This window comes from Nocardia sp. NPDC003482 (assembly GCF_053588115.1).
On record NZ_JBSFPI010000041.1, the window covers coordinates 14158 to 34982 of the forward strand.

Below are 20825 nucleotides of genomic sequence, written 5' to 3' on the forward strand. Positions count from 1 at the left end.
GTCCTGTTCTGTCATTCGGTGGGCGGCAGATCGAAGCTCGGCGGGAGGTCGGGGGTGCGGGTGAATTGACCCGCGGCGTGGCGGTATCCGGCCCACGGGTCCTCCTCCCACCAGGAGCGCAGCACGAAGACGAGTTTGGGGTTGTGTTCCTCGTCCTCGAGCCAGGCGCGGCGCGCGCTGACCTCGAGGTCGTCGTGTGCGGCGCGGGTGCGGTCGCCCTCGCGGTCGGCGAACAGGTGGGCGAGTTCGCGCAGCTTGGCGGGGGCGGGGATCTTGCGTTCGGCGGCGGTGATGATGCGGGCCCCGGCCCAGTACAGGTCGTACACGCGCGCGGCCAGATCCTCGGACGCCGTGGAGTCGAGCACGACCTCGAGGGCGAACAGCGAGGTGATCAGGTGCAGCACCACGAAGTCCCCCGGCTGCGCGAGGTACAGCAGCGTCACCGCGCGCCGGACCCGTTCGCGCCGTTCGGCGTTCGGCAGGGTGCGGATCCAGTGCGGGGAGTCCACCAGTTCGGCGATGCCGGTGATCGCGACCGCCGCGACCCGCGCCTGCAATCCGGAGCGGTTCAGTTCCGGATGCAGTTCGGTGAACGCGTCGGTGTCGTCGATGACCGTCTCCACGGCCTTCCGGAAGGCGGCGTCCCCGGCCCAGCTCTCGCTCAACCGGATCAACGAGTCCAGCGGGTCCTCCCCCGATCCGGCGGGACGCTCGCCGTCGACCACGCGTACGAACGAGAAGGCCAGGTAGGCAAGGGCTTCGGCGGTCATGCCGGGATGTTTCGCCCACACCGCCCAGCCGAGGTGGATCGCGGCGTGGGTGAACGCGCCGATCCAGCCGCCGAGCAGTTCCGGGGCGTAGGCGGCGACCGCGCCGGACAGGCCGAGCCGCTCGACCTCCGCGTCGAAGAACGCGCAGTAGGCGGTGAAATGCTTACGCTCGCCGAGGAATTCGCGCCAGTTCCCGGCGTCGATGGTCTGCGTCGAGTCCCGGCGGGGTTCCAGTGGGAAGCCGTAGGGGGTCAGTTCGGCGTAGGCGGTGTAGTAGTCGCGGATAACGCGTTCGGGTGCGCCGATGGCGGCCAAGGCGACCACCGCGTGTTTGACATGGTTGGTGAGGTGGCCGTTGAACTCGATGTGATGGCTGCGGTCGTCGAGCAGATCCCAGACCGCTTTCAGGGTCGTCTCAGCCGACATGGTCACGCCTTTCGTCCTGCGGGGATACGGGATCGGTGCGGGTGAGACCCACCACCAGCTGCGCGACGGCGATGGCGAGCAGCACGGCCAGCGGCAGCGTCCACCCGGCGCTCAGTTCACGGAACAGGCCGACGGCGAAGGGGCCGAGCGCGGCGATCACGTACCCCACGCCCTGCACGGCGCTGGACACCCCGATCGCCTCGTGCGCCGCCGCGCGGACGGTGACGACGGCGAGGGCGGGTGAGAACACGGCGAGGCCGACGCCGAGGATCAGCGACCACGGCAGCGGCGCGGCGGCCGGTGCGACCAGGAAGGCCAGCACGCCCAGCACCGTGCAGGCGCTGAATCCGGCGAGCCAGCGGCTCGGGCGCGCCGACCGGGCCACCAGGGGCGACACCACCAGGCTGATCGGCACGCCGAGGCAGGTGAGCACGGCGAGGTACGCGCCCGCCGCCTGCTTCCCCACTCCGGCATCGGCGAGAATCGTTGGGAGCCAGCCGATCACGACGAACGCGACCAGGGCTTGGAGACCGAAGAATACGGCCAGGCCGACGGTTTCCGTGCGGCGCAGGGTGGCGAGGGGATGCCGAGCGGCCGATGGGCCGCGGTCGGGCACCGGCAGCGTGGGACCCCAGAGCAGCGCGAGGATCGCGGCGGGCGCGAGGACGGCCCACACGGCCACGGCCCACTGCCATCCGCCGAACGCGCGGGACAGCGGCACCACGGCCGCGAAACCTATTGCGGCCCCGGCTTGTAACGCCGTGGTAAAGGTCGTCACCAGCAATCCGGTGCGCCCGGTGGCCCGAATCACGACGGGCAGCAGCACCGCCAGCAGGCCGACGCCGAGCGCGGCGAGGAAGGTGCCGAGCACGAACAGCACCAGCCCGCCCCACGGGCGCAGCGCGACACTCACCCCGAGGAGCGTGAGCCCGCCGTAGAGCCCGGCCCGCACCGAGACGCGGGCCAGCAGCGCGGGTGCGGCGAGGCTGACCAGCGCGAAGGCGAACACCGGCAGCGCGGTGATCACCCCGCCCGCGGCCGCACCGGCACCGAAATCCCCTGTGATCGAATCCAATTCGGGGCCGACGGTGGTGATGGCGGGCCGCAGGTTGAGCGCGACGGCAGTGACGACGGCGACGAGCGCCGCGGTCCGCGCGGGACCGACGCGGGGGGCGACGGACGTCATCAGTAGTTCGGTGTCCTCAGCAGCGGGTCGCCGGTGGGCCGCTCGGTGATCAGCGGCCGGTACACCCGCTCCTGCCATCGGTCGGGTTCCACCGCCGCGAGCCCGATCGAGACGGCCCCCTCGGATACCCGGAACTCGCGGGTGACCGCGGCCACGATATCGGCCTCGAGCCGACGCCGCGCGTCGTCGGACAGTTCGGCGGGGAAGTGTGAGATCTCGACGTGCGGCATCAGACCAGCTCCCTGTTCATGCTCTGTTCCAGGACCGCGGCGGCGATGTCGAGCGCGCCCGCGGTCACGATCTCGTAGTGGTGGTAGGGCAGGTTGCTCACCGGAATCCCGCGCTGCCGCAAGGGCGGAACGGGGATGTCGGCGAAGGACGGGCCGTCGTCGCGGGCCCGCAGGTACAGGCTGTGGTCGAGGATGTCCTGGGACACGCCGGTGGGCGCGGAGCGGAACCGGTAGGTGCGCTCGACCACGGTGACCAGGCGTTCCACCTGCTCGCGGTCGAATCCGGTCTCGTGGGCGACGATCAGATCGATGAATCGGGCCCGGTCGGTGATGTGCTCGAGTTCGCCGAGGTAGCCGGGATCGGCGCTGCCGCTGAACACCGAGGCGAGGACGCGTTTGAAATACGCGCTGTCGTATCGGGTTTCGCCGGTGTCGCGCAGGCCGGGCAGGACCGGTGAGCCCGGGGCGATGAGGACCAGTTCCTCGACGTCGTCCCCCGCGGCGACGAGCCGCTGCGCCACCTCGGCGGCGACGCGCGCGCCGAAGGAGTAGCCGACGATCCGGAACGGTTGCGGCAGTGCGTGTTCGCGCAGTTCACGGAGATCGTCGTCGATGAGGGCGGCGAGGTCGTCGTGCGGGGTCTCCCCCGGGTTGAGCCCGCGCGCCTGCATCCCGTAGACGACGCGCCCGTGCTGGGCGAGTTCGCGGGCCAGCGTGCGCAGGTTCATCGGGTAGCCGCCCAGGCCGGGCCACAGCACGGTGGTCGCGGTGCCCTCGGTGCCGGCCAGCCGGATCAGCCGCGAGGTGCGGCGGCCGCCGCCGAAACGTTCGGTGGCCGAGGCCAATTCGGCCACGGTCGGCGACTGGAAGATGGTCTGCACCGGGATCGTACGGCCGAAACGGTCGCCGAGCGCGCGAACCAGGCGCAGCGCGGACATGGAGTTGCCGCCTTGGGCGAAGAAGTCGTCGCCGCGATACACCGGCTCGTACCCGAGCACCCGGGACCAGACGGCGGCCACCGCGATCTCGCGGTCGGTGACCGGCGGATCGTGCGGCCTGGTGCGGCGCGCGTTGCGGGCGGCCGCCAGCGCGGCGAGGGCGGCGCGATCCTGTTTGCCGTTCTGCGACAACGGGATCCGGTCCAGGACGTGAATGGTGGCGGGGACCATGTAGGGCGGCAGCACGGCCCGCAGATCGTCCTTGAGCAGTTCCTCCGGGCCCTTCATGTGCACCGCGTCCTCGGCCATCCCGGTGGCGCTCACCTGGTCGGCGGACACCCGGCCCGCCAGGGCGAAGTAGCTCACCCGGCGTTGCCCGAGGATCTCGTCCACGCGCCGCGCCGAGGGCAGGTCGCGACCGGTCAGGGACGCGTAACCCGCCGACATGAAACCCAATTGGCGGGACGCGCCGAGCTGTTGCAGATGTGCGAGCGTCCGGCCGAGCGCGGTGAACCCGTCCCAGCCCGCCTCGGGGTCGGTGGTGAGCACGACCGCGAACGAGGACTGGTCGTAGGAGCGCTGATTGATCGCGATGACGTGGCGGCGCTCCACCTTGTCGGCCGACACGAACTCGAGGCCCGTGCCCGTGTAGCGGTACAGGCCGTGTGGCGTGTCACTCGCCTCCCCGTGGATCTGCACCCACGCCTCGACGACCGGTTCGCCCACGGCCTCAACCGAACTCGGCTCCACGGTCGGGACGATGGGCGGCTCGGCCTCCCCCACCGGAACGACCTCCACACTCGCCGTGACCACGCCCTCGTCCACCCCGGGGACGGGGGCGGGGGCGAGAGTGCGCGCACGCCAACCCTTTTCGGCCAGCGCGTCGTCCAGCACACCGAGCATGTGACCGGCCTCGAAGTGCAGCACCTCGCGGACGTTGGTGGAGTAGACCGATTCGATCACCCGGGCAAGGCCCACCAGATGCAGCCGCACGCCGGGGCGGGCGGTGTCCGCGACCCGGTACAGGGCGTGGCGGGCGGGGTGGAAGTAGTGGATTCCGGGCGGGATCCCCGGCACTCCGGCGACCTCCAGGTAGATCTGGGTGGCGTTGAGGGCGCCCGGGGAGGCGTAGGAGTACTTGGGCAGCAGGCGGTCGGGGCTGTGGAACGGGCCGAACCAGCGCAGGAGTTCGCCCAGGGTGCGGGCGGTCGGGGCGGCGGGGTCGCGGAGCGGGCGGGGCGGTTCGGACAGGCGGCGCAGCAGGGCCTCGATCACGGTGCGCCGCACGGGATCTCCGGTGAAGGTGCGGTAGGTCTTGCGGGCGAATACGCGTCGGCGTTGCTCCGGGCCGGGTTCGGCCCCGGGCAGCGGGACTTCGGGCTCGGTGGTGATGCCGCGCAGGCCGAGACCGGCGAGCTGGGCGGTGACCTGGGTGCGGGTGGCCTTGGAGCGGTGGTGCGGTCCGGCATCGTCCTGATCCATGAGCGGCGCCTCGTCGGGGTCGAGTTCGAGGAAGCCCGCGAGCCGCGTCTCCCCGCCCTCGGACACCCACGGCACCACCGCGGCCGCGCGCACCCAGTGGTGCGACTCGATCCACAGCCGCACCTCGTTGGTCTCGATGCGGTGGCCGTCGATCTTGACCTGTTCGTCGTTGCGCCCCACGAACTCCAGCACACCGTCCGGGCGGGGACGCACGAGATCGCCCGTGCGATACCGTCTTTCGACCCTGCCGTCGGGCAGGACGGCGTCCACGAAGCGGTCCGCGGTGAGGTCGGGGCGGCCGCGGTAGCCGTCGGCGAGCTGAACCCCGCCGATGAGCAGTTCACCGATCCGTCCCGGCCCGATCTCCCGCCCAGCCTCGTCGACCACCGCGGTCGTGCAGCCGGGAACGGCGTGACCGATGGGGACCGTGACCGCGCCCGACAGGTCGGCGGCGGTGAAGTCGAACCAGGTGGCGTTGATCGTGGTCTCGGTCGGGCCGTACAGATTGATCGCCCGCGCCCCCGGCACGGCGGCCCGCAGCCGCTCCGCGGTGGTCACCGGCAGCGCCTCGCCGCCGCTGGCCACCGTGCGCAGCGAGGTCGCCGCGCGAATGCCGGGCAGCGCGGCCAGTTCGGCCCACATGGTCGGCACGCATTGCAGGACGGTCACCGCGTCGCGGACCACCCGCTCGAGGATCGCCTCGGGACTGGTGTGCGTCCCGGCCGGGGCGATGACGACGGTGGCGCCGCACGCGTTGGCGAGCAGTTCCCATTGGGCGGCGTCGAAGCCGATCGGCGTCTTCAGCAGCACCCGCGCGTCCGCCGCGAGATCGAATTCGGCTGCCAGCCAGCGCAGCTGGTTGACAATCGCGCCGTGGGAGACGACCACGCCCTTGGGCCGACCGGTCGTGCCGGAGGTGTAGATCGTGTACGCGGTGGCCGCGGCGGACACCGGGTCGAACGAAACATTCTCGGCCTCAGTGAGTTCCGTCAACCGGACGGAGCGCACGCCGGTCGGCAGAATCCGCTGCGCCGGGTCCGCGCCGCGAGCATCGGTGAGCACCACGCGCACCGCGCTGTCGGAGACCAGGTAGGTCAGCCGCTCGGCCGGATAGTCCACGGCCAGTGGCAGATACGACGCGCCCGTGCGCAGGATCGCCCAGACCGCGACGACGAGATCGATCGACGGGTGCGCGAACACGCCGACCGTGTCGCCCGGCGCGACGCCCGCCGCCCGCAGCGCACGGGCCGCCGCCCGGGAGCGCCGGGACAGTTCGGCGTAGTCGATCGTGGATGAATCACCTTGGCAAGCAATGGCTTTCGGCGCGCGCAGGACGTGCGCGTCGAACAGGTCGAGCAGGTTCACCGGTTCTCCCATGCCGGTCACACCGTCGCGGTCGTGCCGTGGAACCGATCGCCGAAGTCGCCGATGCCGGGCAGCATGAACGCCTGATCGGTGAGGGTCTGATCGATGTGGGAGGTCACGATGCGGATGTCGGGGCGGCGGGTCAGCACGGTCGCCAGGGCCTCGGGGCAGGTGAGCACGTTGACGACGATGATGTCGCGCTCCTCGACCCCGGCCGCGACGAGTTCGTTGATCGCGGTGAGCAGGGTGCCGCCGGTGGCGATGGTCGGATCCAGCAGCAGCACTTGACGTCCCGCGATCCCGGGCGGCAGTTTGCTGTAGAACAGCGTGGGCTTCTTGGTGGTGGGGTCGCGCTGGATGAGGATCTTGCCGAACCGCGTGTCCGGGCGGATCTCGCGCAGGCCGCCCTCGAGCGCGTCCCCCGCGCGCGGGATCGACACCGCGTACAGCTCCGGCGTCACCGGCTCGAGGCCCTCGTAGACGAAGCCGGTGGGCGTGGTCACGGGCTTGGGCCGGTAGCGCAGGTGCGACAGCGCGGTTTCCAGCACCAGCCGGATGATCCGCTGGGTGGCGCGTACGAACCGTTCCTGCCCGGTGTCGGCGGCGCGCGCCTCGGTGTGCAGGGCGATCAGGGACGGATGGTTGGGCAGCGGGAAGACGTTGACGCCGAGATAGCGATCGAGCTGGATCGGTTCGGTCGTCGGGCGGGTCCATGCGGTCATGACCGGGCTCACTTTCCGAGGCGGAGCAGTAGCGTGCGGGTGACGTCGTCGAACAGGTGGGCGACGAAATCCGGTGCCGCCGAGTCGATCTCGTAGGTGGTGCCGACGCCGTAGGTGACGCCGACGGTGAACGTCCCGACCGCGTGGCCGAGCTGGATATCGGACGCTGTGTCGCCGATGACCGCGCCGCTGGGCCCGGCGTCGGTCAGCCCCAGCGCGGCGAACGCGGCGTCGGCGCTGGCGCGATGCGGTTTGGGGTGCTCGACGTCGTCGGCCCCGATCACCGCCTCGAAGTGGTCGGCGATCCCGGCGGCGTCGAGGATCAGCTCGGCGCTGCGATGTTTCTTGCTGGTGACCACCGCGAGGCGTAAACCGCTGCGCGCCAGGCGTTCCAGCCCGCCGCGCACGCCGGGGAACAGCAGATCGGCGGCCTTGGGCACGATGATCTCGCGGAAGCGGATCAGGTATTCGGCCGCCACCGCCCGCGCGACGTCCGAATCCGGTGCCGCGCCGGACAATTCGGCGGCCATGCGCTCGAGCGGCGTTCCGACCAGGCGGCGGGCCCGCTCCTCGCCGGGGTGGGTGCCGGTGACCGCCTCGACCGCGAGGGCGAACTGTTCGGCGATGGCGCGCGGGGTGTCGAGCAGGGTGCCGTCCAGATCGAACAGCAGGGCCGAGCGGGCGGCGTCAGACGGCATCGGGGACTCCTACCTCGAGGGCGGCGCGCGCGGCCTCGATCTCGGCGGCGGCGACGGCGGTACTGATCAACACCGCGCGGTTGGCGGTCGCGGCGTCCCCGCCGGTGGCCGCGTCGACCGCGCGCAACACGAAGGTGGTCACCGCGGGACCGGTGACCCGCTCGGCCTCGGCGTGGGCCAGCGCGGCGGTGATCGCGGCCTCGATCCGGTCGCCGTCGAGCGCGTCGGCCTCCGGGATCGGATGGGTGACCAGTACCGACCCCGAACCGCCGAGGCGCAGGTGCAGCCCGGCGGCCCGCGCGATCTCGGCCGGATCGTCCAGCCGCGCCGGGGCGCGGAATCCGCTGTCGCGGCAGTAGAACGCGGGGAACCGGTCGTAGCGGTAGCCGATCACCGGGGTGCCCTGGGTTTCCAGGAACTCGAGCGTGAGCCCGGCGTCGAGGATCTTCTTCACCCCCGCGCACACCACGATGAGCCGGGTGCGGGCCAGCTCGGTCAGGTCGGCGGAGATGTCCATCGTGGTCTGCGCGCCGCGATGCACCCCGCCCAGGCCCGCCGACGCGACCGTGGCGATGCCGACGCGGTCGGCGAGGGCCATGGTGGCCGCGATCGAGGTCGCGCCCGGCACGCCGCGCACCAGCGTCACCGCGATGTCGCGACTGGTCACCTTCGCGACATCGGTTGCGGTGGCGAGCCTTTCGAGTTCGGCGGGACTCGCGCCGACCATGACGCGGCCGTCCAGGACGGCGATCGTCGCGGGCACCGCACCGGCCGCGCGGACCGCGTCCTCGACCTCGAGCGCGATGCGGACGTTGTCCGGGTAGCGGAAGCCGTGTGCGACCACATTGGATTCCAGCGCGACGATCGGGCCGCCGCGGGCGAGCGTGTCGGCGACCTCGGCGGAGAAGCGGAACAGCGGGGCGGTGCGGTCAGTGTCGGGCACGTGCGTGACATCCGTTCGTGAGCGGTACGGGTCGAAGCGAGATTCCCTGATCCGTGGCCCATCGTGCGGTGGGACGATCCCGGTGTAAACGATTGAAACCGGGTTGAATGTATGTCTTCCGGCAAATGTCTTGGAGCGGTGATCATTTCGGGTATCCGATACGGTGGGGCGCCGGAATGGCCTCGGCCGCAGAACAAGTGGGGTGCGCATGGGAGCTGCCGGGGATCTGCCGGAACGGTTGGCCGCCATCGGGGAGGTCGTCGCCGGTCTCGGCGCGGAGGCGGCGGCCCGCGACGCCGAGCACAAACTGCCCACCGACCAGCTCGCGGCCCTGCTCGCGGCCGGGGTGGGGGCGTTGCGGGTGCCGGTCGAGTTCGGCGGGTCGGGCGCGCCCGTGCGGGTGCTCGCCGAGGTGCTGATCGATATCGCGGCCGGGGATTCGAATCTGGCGCAGATCTTCCGCGGGCACCTCGGGCTCACCGAGATCCTGCGGTTCGCGCCCACGGGGGTCGCCCGCGAGACGCTGCTCCGCGCGGCGGCCACGGGCGGGTTCTTCGGCCCGGCCGGGGCCGAGCTGAGCACGCCGGATCTGACCGCGCTGGCCACCCGGCTGGACCGCGACGGCGACCGGTACGTGCTGTCGGGCCGCAAGTACTACACCACCGGCAGTCTGTACGCGGACTGGCTCAATGTGCTGGTGCGCGAGAACGGGGAGTTCGTCTCGGCGATCGTGCCGCGCCGCAGCGCGGGGATCACCGTGATCGACGACTGGGACGGTTTCGGGCAACGCCTGACCGCCAGCGGCACCGCGGTGTTCGAGGATGTGCGGGTGGACCCGGATTATGTTCTGCGCCACCATGATCCGCTGACCAACGACTATATGGAGGCGTTCTACCAGTTCGTGCACTCCGCCACCCAGGCGGGCATCGCGCGGGCGATCGCCACCGATCTGGCGGAGCTGGTGCGCGGCCGCACCCGCTCCTACCCGCTCGCGCCCACCCAGGAGCCGAGCGCCGATCCGCAGGTCCTCCAGATCGTGGGAACGGTGTGGGCCAAGGCGTACACCGCCCGCGCCGCGGTGCTGCATCTGGCCGAGACCCTCGACGCCTTCGTGGCGAAGCCGACCCAGGAGCGGGCGCGGCGGGCGTTGCTGGAGTCGGCGGCGACGCAGGTGGCCAATACCGACCTGGTCGGGGCGGCGGCGTGGCAGCTGTTCGACGCGGGCAGCGCGAGCGCGGTGCGATCGGGACCGGGCCTGGATCGGCACTGGCGCAACGCGCGCACGGTGTCCTCACACAATCCCGCCGCGTACAAGGCGTCGCTGATCGGCGACCACACCGTGAACGGGACGCCGCCGCGCAGTTTCCTCAACAGCGTTGCGGCGCAGGCGATCACGCCGCGGTGAGGTCGCGCTCCACGTCGAGCCAGGCGGTGATCATGCGGGCGGTGACGCCGATGGTGTCCCGACGTTGGGCGGGATCCATCTCCATGGCGGTGGCGCGCAACAGCGTGGCGAAGCAGGTGTTGAGCACGACGAAGCTCATGGTGTCGTACTTGCGCTCGTCGCCGACGCCGTGCACGCGGATCAGCATCTGCTTGATCAGCGACCGCAGCCGGGGCTCGAAGTCGGGGACGGAGCTGTTGTAGAAGTGGATTCCGGCGATGAGCGCCTTGACCAGGGGCGTGCGGGCGACCAGTTCGTCGGTGACGGTCTCGAGCACGCCGGTGACGATCCCGAGCGGGGGTTCGTCGGCGGTGTCGATGAGCTGTTGTTCCAGGCGTTTCTCGATGTCGACCAGCAGGCGTTCGAGCAGCTCCTCGACCATGACCGAGCGGTCGGCGAAGTAGCGGTAGACCGTGCCGATGCTGACCCCGGCCTCGGCGGCGATCCGGTTGGTGGAGGTGTCGCCGATGCCGCGCTGCCCGAACAGCCGGGCGGCGGTGTCCAGGATGTGCTCGCGGGTGGCCTTGGCCCGTTCCTGGGACGGGCTGCGGCGTCGAGGCCCGGCGTTCGGCGGCATCGTTCTCCCACCTGTGTCTCGAAAAGATGAGTGATCCTCAGCCTAGCCGACCCATGACGTATGTGGCCGACACCGCGCGCTCGTCGCCCAATGTCAGCAGCGCGAACAGCCGCTCCTCGAGATCGCGGGCGATCTCGGTGCGCCGTCGCAGCACCGGCGTGGCCGCCCAGTCGAGGACCACGAAATCGGCCTCCTTGCCCGGGCGGAAGTTGCCGATCCGGTCCGCGAGCCCGAGCGCCTCCGCGCCGCCGAGGGTGGCGAGGTACAGGCCGAGCCAGGCCGACAGCCGCAGCGGGTGGTCGCGGCCGGCCTCGCGCAGCATCACCACCTTGTACGCCTCGCCGAGCGTGCGCAGCATCGAATAGGTCGTTCCCGCACCGCAATCCGTGCCCAGACCCACCCGCACGCCCGCCCCGCGCGCGGCGGCGAGGTCGAACAGGCCGCTGCCCAGGAACAGGTTGGAGGTGGGGCAGAAGGCGACGGCGGTGCCGGTCTCGGCGAGGCGGGCGCGGTCGCGGTCGTCGATGTGGACGCAGTGGGCCAGCAGGGCGCCGGGGCGCAGCAGGCCGAAGCGGTCGTAGACGTCGACGTAGGAGCGGGCGGCGGGGAAGCGGTCGAGGACGTCCTCGGTTTCGGCGAGGTTCTCCGCGGCGTGGGTTTGCAGGCGGACGTCGGGCATGTCGTGAAAGAGCCGGGCCGCCATGGTCAATTGGGCGTCGGTGCAGGACGGGGCGAAACGCGGGGTGATGGCGTAGGTGAGGCGGGCGGTGTGGTGCCAGCGGGCGATCAGCTCGCGGGTGTGCCGCTCGGAGTCGGCGGTGGTCTCGCGCAGGTCGGGCGGGCCGTCGTCCATGAGCACCTTGCCGCACACCATCCGCATCCCGCGCCGGACGGCGGCCGCGCAGAAGGCGTCCACCGATTCCGGGTGGACGGTGGGATGCACGGCGGCGGTGGTGGTTCCGCACGCGACGAGGGTGTCGAGGAACAGCTCGGCCACGAATTCGGCGTGCGCGGTCCGGTCGAATCGCCGCTCGGCCGGATAAATGTATTCGGCCAGCCAGTCCGGTAATTCGCCGCCGTAACTCGCTATCGCGTCGAATTGGCTGTAATGCGTATGCGCGTCGACGAATCCGGGAAGGATCAATTGTCCGCGATGGTCGACGACCTCGCCGCGGAATTCCTCCGGCAACCGCGGCCACTCCCCCACCCAGGCCACGAACCCGTCACCGTCGACGGCGAGCGCACCGTCCTCGAACAGCTCATAGCTTCCCGGTTCCCCGGCCATTCCCGGGTCCGCCAGGAAATGCAGCACCGTGCCGCGATACACCGCAGGGCGCACAGCCACCTCCCGTTCCACGCCAGCAATCCCGGGCGCGATACCCGCCCCGGCGCGAAACGAAACAGAAGCGTCAGCTGTTCACTCGGCCTGGCGAAGTAGCAGGTACGCCGCCTCGAGGTGCACGATGCATTCGTCGGGCCGATGCGTTCGATGAATGAACCGAAGCTCCTCCGCGCGATCGCGAGTGAGTTTCAACAAATGCACCTGGCACATGAACTCCGGCAAAGCCCCATCGGCGTGCACGAACACTTTGCGCTGCAATGATTCCGGCATCACGGAACGACCGCACCTTTCACTGACACGAGCGAATCCGCCGCGGGCCCCTGCACCCACGGCTGCGCGATTCGTTCTCCTCAAAGGTGCACCGGCGGACGGGGTATCGCAACCGCACAATGCTCGGGCAGCGTTGGTGCGGTGTGGGTGTGTCGCGATGCCCGTCCCCGAGTGATGCCTGGGTCGGACGTTCGCTCCGCCCGCCGGTGGATGAATCCGCCTCCCGTGCCGCGCTAGCGTCGAGTCGTGGACGAATTCACCCATGCCGGTCTGATTTTCGAGGTGACCGATGCCCGCCCGGACGCGCCGAACGGGGAGACGGTAATCCTCCTGCACGGATTCCCCGAGGATCGGTGGTCCTGGGCCGGGCTGATCCCCGGGCTGACGAGCGCCGGATTCCGTTCGCTCGCACCGGATCTGCGCGGCTACTCGCCCCGGGCGCGACCGGCGGCGCGTTCGGCGTACACGTTGCGGAAGCTGGCCGGGGACGTGCTCGCGCTCGCCGACGCGGCTCGGGCCGAGCGCGTCCATCTCGTCGGGCAGGACTGGGGTGCGGCGCTGGCTTGGTATCTGGCCGCGCGACGGCCCGATCGCGTGCGGTCGCTGACGGCCTTGTCGGTGCCGCATCCGTACGCGTTCATGCGGGCGATGGTGACGAGTCCCCAGATCCTGCGGTCGTGGTACATGATCGCCAATCAACTGCCGTGGCTGCCGGAGTTGGCGTTGTCGGTGAAGGATCAGATGGTCCGGGCACTGATCCGATCCGGCTTGGACGCCGAGTCCGCCGCCCGCTACGCCCAGCGGACGGATATGCGGGGGCCGGTGAACTGGTATCGGGCCATGCCGCTCAGCCTCACCCGGCCGGTGGGGTCGGTCGCGGTTCCGACGCTCTACATTCGGGGGGCGGAGGATCGGTACATCACCCGGGCGGCGGCGGAGTCTTGTCGGCGGTATGTGCGGGGGGCGTATCGGTTCGTGACGTTGCCGGGGGCGGGACATTGGCTGCCGGAACGGGATTGGGATCGGATTGGGCCGTTATTGGGGGAACATCTTGGGGGTGTTGTGGGGCGGTTGGACACTTCGGCGTGAATCTCGTTCAGCCGTTGAGTAATTCGAGATGGGTGGCGAATACCGTTGTGCGCCTCTTGAATACAGAAGCTTCTTCGGCGGCCCGGGGGCTCATGAGAGCTGGAGATCATGCTTGGGGGCAGGACGAAAGCTCGTACGCGGGGGCGAGTTCCCGCGCGGTGAGGCAGGTAGCCGCTGTTACGATGACCGATCCCTACTCGCTAGGGCCCGCAGCACGGTAGCCTCAGGCCAACGCTGGTCAACGCAGTAGTGGGAGACATGCAAATGGCACTACGGTTTCTGGGTGGATCGAGTGGCAAGAACGGGTCACCCCCGGTTGTGGGAGACCGACAACGAATACATTTGGCAGGGCTACCCCGTCACCGATCCGGAGATGCTCGCCGAAATCGCTGTTCCTGAAGGCGAAATCGTAGTCCGGGTGCCGAAGTCGCTCGTGACCTACCTACCGAAGGGCGAGAATGGAGTTGCTGACTGACGAGCAATGGACGGGCCTGTACGGGTCCGTCACCCGTTCAGCTCTGCATCTCGAACTTCGCGACGTGTACGCGGTCCCCGACGAAACCGAGCGGATCGCGAAATGGCAAGCGGGACAACTGACGGAGACCGAGGATCGGGAATGGTGGGCGCCGTGGCTCGACATGACCCGCGCGATGGTTGCCCGCGGTGTCGACCTCCGGCGCGCCCGGATCGTGTCCGAACCGCTGTCGGACTACATCCATTACGAGTGGGCTACCACCCGAAACCCTGAAGGCGGCGAAGACGTCCGCTGGCTCCCTCGCCACAAAGCGACGGGCCTTCTCGTGCCGCCCGTCGACTTCTGGCTGTTCGACGACCGAGTGGTGTGGAACCACTTCGCGGGCAACGGCTCATGGGCGGGCAACGAGATCGTCCACGATCCGCGCGTCGTCAGGGCATGCCGGGAAGCATTCGAGTCGGTGTGGGAGGCGGCGACGCCGCACAACGAGTACAGGCCGCCGCTGAAGTGAGCAGCAGCGACGCGAGCCGCGCCCGTCAGGCGCTCGGCCACCGGCTGCGCGAAATCCGGCTCGACGCGCATCTCACCGCGCGGGAACTGGCCCGCCGAGCCGGTTGGAATCACACGAAGGTCTCCAAGCACGAGAACGGTCACCGTGTGCCGAGCGTCCAAGACCTGGAGCTGTGGTGTCGTGTCTGCGAGGCTACGGACCTGCTGCCCGATCTGGTCGCCGCCACACGCGAGATCGAGAAGATGTACGTGCAGCTCCGACGGCTGCACCGAACCGGCACCACCCGCTATCAGCAGCAGGTCCTCGAAGAGGAGCGACAAGCCAAGCGACACAAGGTCTTCTGCGTGTCCCTCATCCCCGGTCCAGCCCAAACAGCACAGTACGCGACATCGATCCTCAGCGACATCGCAGCGCTGAACGGCTACCCCGCGGCGGACGTGGCCGAGACTGTGCAGGTGCGGATGCAGCGCGCTGAACTGCTGCGCACCTCTCGTGTGTTCCACATGATTCTCAGCGAGAACGCCTTACGGGCCGCGGTTGTCCCCGACGATGTGGCGGCGGGGCAACTGGAGCACCTGCGAGAGATCATGGACCTTCCGCGTGTGCGGCTCGGTGTTCTGCCGCAACGTGTTCGGCAACATCCGCCGTTGTGCGAATTCTGGATCACCGACGACGCCGAGGTCGAGATCGAAACCTATTCGGCGATTCTGAGAATTGAACAGCCCGGCGAAATCGCCGTCTATCGTGGCCTGTTCGAACATTACGCGCAGCGAGCTGTTTACAGCTCGAAGGCTCGCGTCCTCATCGACCGCGCGTTGACCGACCTTCGTCAACATCGGTCAACTTCGTAGACCTCGCCTGTCCGGACTGCCTACCGTTCGAACTGGCCCCGCCGCCGCGCACGATGCGACAGAACTCACCGGCGGCGGGTGCCCTCCATTCAGAGCAGCCCGACAGACCGAGGTGAGCAGCATGGGATTCGATTGGTGGCGCGAGGGCGACACGAGATCATGCAACTCCACCTGGATTGCAGCGTCGAATAGTGCGCGCGGAAGCGTGCGAACCAGAACCGAAATCACAAGGGGGACATCATGATCGTTCGTATCGTCATCGCCGCCTGCGCTCTGGTCGCCGCCGCGACCGGCACTGCCGCCGCCGAGCCCAACTACCAGGCGGCCGACAAGATCACCTGCTTCCTGCACGTCGACCCGCCCTACAAGACCGGGCACGGCTCGCTCGCCCCGATCAATTTCGGGTGGAAAACCCACTGCACCGGACGCCCGACCCTGCGTAGCATCACCGCGAAACTGTGGCGGTACGACCTCACCCGAGGCGAGTACTACCTGCACAGCGAACGGACCGACACGTCCACCGAGCCCGACCTGGAAACGCTCTATTCGGCGTCGTGCAGCGACAGGGGCATCCTGTACCAGTTCCACATCGAGGTCATTTACAGCGGGTTCTACGGAGAGTGGGATCATGCCGATGAGAACAGCGATCCCGTCGCGCTGATCTGCTGACCACACACAGAAGGGCTGATCATGGACACCCTGACCCCCGCCGTCGCGGTGGCCGTCGATGCTCTGCGAGACGCGGACCGGGAATTCGCGCCGGTCGGCGTCATCGACCGGGGCGGTGTTGTGGCCGTTCTCGTCGAGGGGAGCATGTCCCGCACGATGGTGTTCGTCCAACACCGTGACGACGCCTGGATCACGCTGGGCTCCATCGTCGGGAGTTACCGCGTCGATCGCCCGCGCGCCACCCGCACGCCGGACCGGATGGCGCTGTCGAAGATGGCGACCAAGTCAGCGACCGACCCCGACGGGGTGGGCTGGTACGCCGTAACAGGTCTCGCCGCCGAGGATGCCGAATCCGTCACGCTCACATCCGAACTCGACCAGCACACCGCGCCCATCGATCGACGAGGCCGCGCCTTCGCCGTGGTGCGTGCCCGTCCGGGCGAGCGGCCGACGGTCACGGTTCGCACGCGTGACGGGCGCACTGTCTCGGCAGGGGTCGCCCGGGCGTGATCGGTCAACCGTTGAGTAGTTCGAGATGGGTCGCGAATGTTGTTGTGAGACTTTCGAGTACAGCAGCACCCTTGGCTGCCGTGGCCAGCGAGGGGCGTCCGATGATGCCCGTTGCCGTGTAGCCCCGCATACCGGTCAGGAGGAGATGGGGGCGGTCGGGTGCGTCGTGGTCGGCGTCGCGCCAGCCCTCGCCGACGAGATCCGGCCGGGCGTGCGGCAGGATCGAGGTCTCCAGCTCACCACCGTGCATGTCGTCGTGACCGTTGGTGCTCATCCCCGCGTGCTCGCGCGCCGCGTTCCACTCGTCCTTGCCCGGGAACAAGGTGACGTGATGGCCATCAGGGTGGCGGCACCGATGCTGACCGTACCGGCGAAGCCCTCGTGCTCGTGGGAGCAGGAGATCGTGATCGGGGGCAGGAGGAACAACTCGTGCGCGGTCGCGAGATACCGCGCGATGAGGCACGCGATCGCGGTGTCGGTGATCAGCGGCAGATGCTCACCGTGCTGCTCGAAGCTGTTTACGGGGAGAACCGCCACGGACGCACAGCGTTTCGCTTCGTCGTGTGAGGTGGCTGTGGTGATCAGGTCCACTCGATTCTCCGATGTCAGCGGTACGGACTCCATCGAGCGTCATCGCGGTTCCGCAAGCTTGTGAATCGATGCTGCCATTGCGGACGCAGTGCCGGGTTCTCGGGGAGGGTCCGGAGGACGCTGGTGACTAGTTGGAGTTCGCGGAGGTCGCGGAGGATGGGGAAGTGGGGCCAGGTGGTCACGTCGATGCCGTAGGCGGCGGCCAGTTGCCGGTGGTGGTCGACGGGGTAGGTGAAGCGGAGCTTGCCGACGGCCGCGGGGGTGAGATCCCATTCGCGGGGACCCGTTGCGGCGGAATCGAAGTCGCAGATCACCGGGCCGTTGGGGCCTGGGATCAGGTTGCCGACGAAGCCGTCGCCGTGGATCGGGCCCGGGGGAAGGTCGTACGTGATCGTCGCCAGGGCGGCGGCGATTTGGTCGCATCGTTGGATCAGGAACTCCGCCTCGGCCGGGGTCAGGACAACCTGCTCGTCGATACGACGCCGGATCCCGGCGAGCTTGTCCCACTCGGGGAGTTCGAAATCGGGAGGCGGAAGTCGGTGCAGGCGACGCAGGATCACCCCGAGGTCGTGGCCGGTGGGTGCACCATGGAACGCGGATAGCTTGTGCCAGAACGTCACTGGGCGACCCTCGACAATCAAAGGTTGCGGGAGATCCTCGACCAAGCGGACGCTGGGCATGTCGTATTCCGCGAGCCAGCGTGCTACGGCGATCACTTTGGGCACATGCGTCGCCACCGAAGGGCCAGCGATGCGGATTACGACAGGTTCGGTGGCGAGCGCGTAGACGGCGTTGTTGGTGTACTTGATCAGCCGCGCTCCCGAGGCGCGGAGTCCGACCTGATGACAAGCGGTGCGTAGGACATGCTCGACCTCGTGTTCCACATCGAGGTCTTCGCCGATCTCTGTCATATACGAACTCTCAGTGCACCTATCCGGTTCACGATCTGCTCTTGCAGTTCGGCGTCGTGGGACCGCCGCGCGGCCGCTGCACGAAGGGGGACGAGACGATCGAGGGCGCGCATGGACCGGATCCTCCCAGCCGCCGCTATAGCCTTTGTACCTTGCTCGAGGCATTCTGCGCGATCACCGTTGCGGAGATGTGCGGTGGCCAGGTCGGCGTATTCGAAAGCGCGGCTGCGGGCCATACAGTCACCACGAAGTTCGATCGCGGCGGTGATGTGCGCGATCCCGGTGTCGAGGTCGGCAACGCTCGCGTCGGGACAGGCGGTCATAGTAACGCCGAACATGGCATGGAGATCGGCTTCGCCGAAGAACCGGACCCACTCGGCGGCGTCGGCGAGGTAGACGATATCGAACTCCGCTCCCGCTCGATGGAGGGACTGCATCGCTTGGCTGCGATTGCCCAAGACCGCGTAAGCCCAGGCTTCGTTGGCGCACAACATCGACACCGTCAGCGGACATCCGGAGTCTCGAGCAGTCAGCTGACCGAGTTGGAAGAAACGCAACGCGGTCTTCGGCTTCTGCTGGTGCAGATGAAGTCTGCCGGTGCGATAGAAGATGTTCGAGAGCAAGCTGTGATCATCGATCTCACGAGCGAGCGCGAGGGCTCGCCGGAAGTGTTGCCGCGCTCGGGAGTAGTGGCCCACGTCCATACTGGTCCAGCCCGCAAGGTTGTGGAGATCGGCAGCAGCGGAACATAATTCGACACCTACCTCCCCTCTGTAGTCCGAACGCCGCAGGATCTGCTCGACGTAGCCGACTTGGGCTGTGATCGGTTCCAGGCACGATCCCCCGCCGAACTGGTAGTCCATGCGCCGCATGTCGGCAATGAATGTCTTCAGACTCGCGACATCATGAAGCCCCACTTGGTCGGGGGGCTCGACCGCGACTCCAGTCGATGCCTCTCGCCACCAGCGGTGACCATCGTCATCGGGATTGGAGCCGGTGGCGACTGTCGATGCGTAGGCGAGTAGGTCCTGGACTTCACGCTGATCCGCCGAGGCGTCATGGCTTCGGGCGGTGGCGGGATCGAGCAGTAGCCGCTGAGTTGTTCCGTCGTACGCCAATCCGATGTAACCACGCGGGAAGCCGAGACCATCAGCTATCCGCGTCAGGACTTCGATGTCCTTGACGTCCCTGCCTTCCCGAACGATCGCATGGAAGGTCGCGGAACTCAGGTTGGTCAAACGGAGAATCGCGCGTTGCGAGAACTGCTTGGTCTTCAAGATCGTGAACACTTTCGCGAAGTTGCGGACAGCGAGAGCCCGGCGCATGTCAGGGTGCTCCCACACGTCGGGCGATGGTCGTTTTTCCTGCCAGTGCTCCACGTTCATCTGATTCCGTTCGGGCGGTTCGATGAAGCTTCCGACCTATTCAGCGTAGCCACCTACGAGCGCCTACGAGGCGAGAAGCCCGAGTCGGCAAGTGACGCATCGGTGAGTTCGCTTGTGAGTCTCGGACGAGGACTTACCTGCCCGAAATCGAAAGGGAAAGCTATCTGCTCGTTCAACGATCGCGGACAGCCAGAGTACAAATGCGGAGCAAGTGCCGGGGTGAATCATGCAGTGGCATCTCATTGTCGACTTCGGCTTCCCCGGCCTGCCCGCTCAGCACTATCGCGCGGATGAACGTGCTGCCCGAACCTTCGCCTCCGAGGCAACGCGACATCAGCTCGCCCGGGTGACAGTCGACAACCTGGTCACGCCGGACATGAAACCACTGCCCTATCAAAGGCTTTTCCTGTACTGAAAGGATTCATATGACTGCCATGGGTTCCACACTCGCGCGCCGAGCGTTGGGGCGAAAGCTCTATGTGTTGCGGAAGAGAGCAGACGTCAGCCAAGCGCGCGCCGCCGCCGTTCTCGGGATCTCATCACAGACCATGGGTCGCCTGGAAGAGGGGCTGTCGGCGCGGTCGGCGAGTGACCTCTACATGAATACTCTTTGTGACCTCTACCGAGCCTCCGACAACGAACGGCGGCTGGTTTTGGCACTGGCGTACGAGACTCGCCTGAATGCGAAATACGGCGGCGGCTGGTGGCGAGCTCATCTGGACCGGACGATTACCGATTTCGATCCGTACGCGGCCTTGGAGGATGCGGCCGTCCGGCTGACCGCGTGGGGGGTCATCGTATTGCCCGCCATCGTTCGCACTCCCGACTACTGCCGAGCTGTGGCCTGGACTCGGTCTCCGAACGCGCCCACCGAGGAGATCGAGGAGTGGATTCAGCGGGAGACGAAGCGACAACGGCGACTGGAGGATTCGACGTTCGATATCGAGATCTTCGTGTCGGAGGCCGCGCTGCGCGAGGAATGGGGTGGCCCGGCGGTGATGGCCGAGCAGCGCCGGTATCTGGCCGAGATCGGGGAGCGCGCCAATGTTTGCATTCGCATCGTCCCGTATGCCGCCCGCAGTCATATCGGGGCGCTGGTCGGGCCGTTCTCGTTCCTGACGTTCCCGATGATGCCGAAAACCCGGATGACTCAGCCTCCCGTCGTCCACGTCGAGGCGTACGCCGGAGACCTCTACCTCGAACGCGCCGAGGAGGTCTGTAACTACGGGTCGGCGATCATCGAGCTTCGACGGATCGCTTCGAGCGAAATAGATTCCAGGTCAATGCTTTTGAGGTTGTAGGCGCCTACAACCTCGTTCGCGCTCCGGTGAACCGACGCGGACCACCTAGGACGTGTCCTGTAAGTCATCGCAGCCAGAGGATGATGGCGGCGATGGTGAGTTCGGCCTGGTAGTAGGCGGCTCGTTTGGCGTAGCGGGT

Annotated in this window: 21 protein-coding genes and 1 pseudogene; 9 read left to right on the top strand and 13 right to left on the bottom strand. The window is 68.2% G+C overall.

Annotated features, from left to right (window positions below; genetic code table 11):
- Positions 1–11 precede the first annotated feature (11 nt).
- From ACWDSJ_RS36190 to ACWDSJ_RS36220, 7 genes are read right to left on the bottom strand one after another with little or no spacing between them, the layout of a single operon-like run.
- Complete coding sequence (locus ACWDSJ_RS36190; protein WP_450037305.1) at positions 12–1196, bottom strand: questin oxidase family protein; 1185 nt, start codon at positions 1194–1196, stop codon at positions 12–14.
- Positions 1186–2382 carry an MFS transporter gene (locus tag ACWDSJ_RS36195; protein WP_450037306.1) on the bottom strand — a complete coding sequence of 399 codons (1197 nt, stop codon included), beginning with the start codon at positions 2380–2382 and terminating at the stop codon, positions 1186–1188. Before ACWDSJ_RS36195 ends, ACWDSJ_RS36190 begins: the two co-directional genes overlap by 11 nt.
- A complete protein-coding gene (locus tag ACWDSJ_RS36200) occupies positions 2382–2612 on the bottom strand; it encodes a hypothetical protein (RefSeq protein ID WP_450037307.1) in 231 nt (76 codons plus the stop codon). Before ACWDSJ_RS36200 ends, ACWDSJ_RS36195 begins: the two co-directional genes overlap by 1 nt.
- Entirely contained in the window at positions 2612–6409 is a 3798-nt protein-coding gene (locus tag ACWDSJ_RS36205; protein WP_450037308.1) for an amino acid adenylation domain-containing protein, read from the bottom strand. The genes ACWDSJ_RS36200 and ACWDSJ_RS36205 overlap by 1 nt, the downstream gene beginning before the upstream one ends.
- Before the next feature lie 5 nt (positions 6410–6414).
- Positions 6415–7119, bottom strand: a complete 705-nt coding sequence (gene upp / locus ACWDSJ_RS36210; protein WP_387356719.1) for a uracil phosphoribosyltransferase — start codon at positions 7117–7119, stop codon at positions 6415–6417.
- An 8-nt stretch (positions 7120–7127) separates the two neighbouring features.
- Positions 7128–7817, bottom strand: coding sequence for an HAD family hydrolase (locus tag ACWDSJ_RS36215; RefSeq protein ID WP_450037310.1), 690 nt, complete (start codon positions 7815–7817; stop codon positions 7128–7130).
- Positions 7807–8760 carry a pseudouridine-5'-phosphate glycosidase gene (locus ACWDSJ_RS36220; protein WP_450037312.1) on the bottom strand — a complete coding sequence of 318 codons (954 nt, stop codon included), beginning with the start codon at positions 8758–8760 and terminating at the stop codon, positions 7807–7809. The genes ACWDSJ_RS36215 and ACWDSJ_RS36220 overlap by 11 nt, the downstream gene beginning before the upstream one ends.
- Positions 8761–8968: 208 nt before the next feature.
- Between ACWDSJ_RS36220 and ACWDSJ_RS36225 the strand changes: the two genes are divergently transcribed.
- Positions 8969–10165: an acyl-CoA dehydrogenase family protein gene (locus tag ACWDSJ_RS36225; RefSeq protein ID WP_450037313.1), complete on the top strand. Its 1197-nt coding sequence runs from the start codon at positions 8969–8971 to the stop codon at positions 10163–10165.
- Here the strand turns inward: ACWDSJ_RS36225 and ACWDSJ_RS36230 are convergent.
- From ACWDSJ_RS36230 to ACWDSJ_RS36240, 3 genes are all read right to left on the bottom strand, one after another.
- On the bottom strand, positions 10152–10781 hold the full coding sequence (locus ACWDSJ_RS36230) for a TetR/AcrR family transcriptional regulator (protein ID WP_450037315.1): 630 nt from the start codon (positions 10779–10781) through the stop codon (positions 10152–10154). The genes ACWDSJ_RS36225 and ACWDSJ_RS36230 overlap by 14 nt on opposite strands.
- Positions 10782–10818: 37 nt before the next feature.
- Complete coding sequence (gene guaD / locus ACWDSJ_RS36235; protein ID WP_450037316.1) at positions 10819–12126, bottom strand: guanine deaminase; 1308 nt, start codon at positions 12124–12126, stop codon at positions 10819–10821.
- Positions 12127–12198: 72 nt separating this feature from the next.
- Complete coding sequence (locus ACWDSJ_RS36240) at positions 12199–12393, bottom strand: hypothetical protein (protein ID WP_387356714.1); 195 nt, start codon at positions 12391–12393, stop codon at positions 12199–12201.
- 246 nt (positions 12394–12639) lie between these two features.
- On the opposite strand from ACWDSJ_RS36240, the gene ACWDSJ_RS36245 reads away from it, so the two are divergent.
- From ACWDSJ_RS36245 to ACWDSJ_RS36270, 6 genes are all read left to right on the top strand, one after another.
- Complete coding sequence (locus ACWDSJ_RS36245) at positions 12640–13482, top strand: alpha/beta fold hydrolase (protein WP_450037318.1); 843 nt, start codon at positions 12640–12642, stop codon at positions 13480–13482.
- 283 nt (positions 13483–13765) lie between these two features.
- Positions 13766–13957: a hypothetical protein gene (locus ACWDSJ_RS36250; RefSeq protein WP_450037319.1), complete on the top strand. Its 192-nt coding sequence runs from the start codon at positions 13766–13768 to the stop codon at positions 13955–13957.
- Positions 13941–14468, top strand: coding sequence for a DUF6879 family protein (locus ACWDSJ_RS36255; RefSeq protein ID WP_387356710.1), 528 nt, complete (start codon positions 13941–13943; stop codon positions 14466–14468). The genes ACWDSJ_RS36250 and ACWDSJ_RS36255 overlap by 17 nt, the downstream gene beginning before the upstream one ends.
- Complete coding sequence (locus ACWDSJ_RS36260; RefSeq protein WP_450037321.1) at positions 14465–15319, top strand: helix-turn-helix domain-containing protein; 855 nt, start codon at positions 14465–14467, stop codon at positions 15317–15319. Before ACWDSJ_RS36255 ends, ACWDSJ_RS36260 begins: the two co-directional genes overlap by 4 nt.
- Positions 15320–15559: 240 nt before the next feature.
- Positions 15560–15988, top strand: coding sequence for a hypothetical protein (locus ACWDSJ_RS36265; protein ID WP_450037323.1), 429 nt, complete (start codon positions 15560–15562; stop codon positions 15986–15988).
- 21 nt (positions 15989–16009) lie between these two features.
- Positions 16010–16498: a hypothetical protein gene (locus tag ACWDSJ_RS36270; protein WP_450037325.1), complete on the top strand. Its 489-nt coding sequence runs from the start codon at positions 16010–16012 to the stop codon at positions 16496–16498.
- 4 nt (positions 16499–16502) lie between these two features.
- Here the strand turns inward: ACWDSJ_RS36270 and ACWDSJ_RS36275 are convergent.
- The 3 genes and pseudogenes from ACWDSJ_RS36275 to ACWDSJ_RS36285 all read right to left on the bottom strand — a co-directional run bounded on the left by ACWDSJ_RS36275 (position 16503) and on the right by ACWDSJ_RS36285 (position 19385).
- Positions 16503–17122: pseudogene (locus ACWDSJ_RS36275) on the bottom strand (creatininase family protein).
- A complete protein-coding gene (locus ACWDSJ_RS36280) occupies positions 17104–18000 on the bottom strand; it encodes a phosphotransferase enzyme family protein (protein ID WP_450037327.1) in 897 nt (298 codons plus the stop codon). Before ACWDSJ_RS36280 ends, ACWDSJ_RS36275 begins: the two are co-directional and overlap by 19 nt.
- Positions 17997–19385, bottom strand: coding sequence for a hypothetical protein (locus ACWDSJ_RS36285; RefSeq protein WP_450037328.1), 1389 nt, complete (start codon positions 19383–19385; stop codon positions 17997–17999). The genes ACWDSJ_RS36280 and ACWDSJ_RS36285 overlap by 4 nt, the downstream gene beginning before the upstream one ends.
- A gap of 226 nt (positions 19386–19611) precedes the next feature.
- Between ACWDSJ_RS36285 and ACWDSJ_RS36290 the strand changes: the two genes are divergently transcribed.
- Positions 19612–19800, top strand: a complete 189-nt coding sequence (locus ACWDSJ_RS36290) for a hypothetical protein (protein WP_450037329.1) — start codon at positions 19612–19614, stop codon at positions 19798–19800.
- Between the two features lie 10 nt (positions 19801–19810).
- On the top strand, positions 19811–20686 hold the full coding sequence (locus ACWDSJ_RS36295; protein ID WP_450037331.1) for a helix-turn-helix domain-containing protein: 876 nt from the start codon (positions 19811–19813) through the stop codon (positions 20684–20686).
- Positions 20687–20825 lie beyond the last annotated feature (139 nt).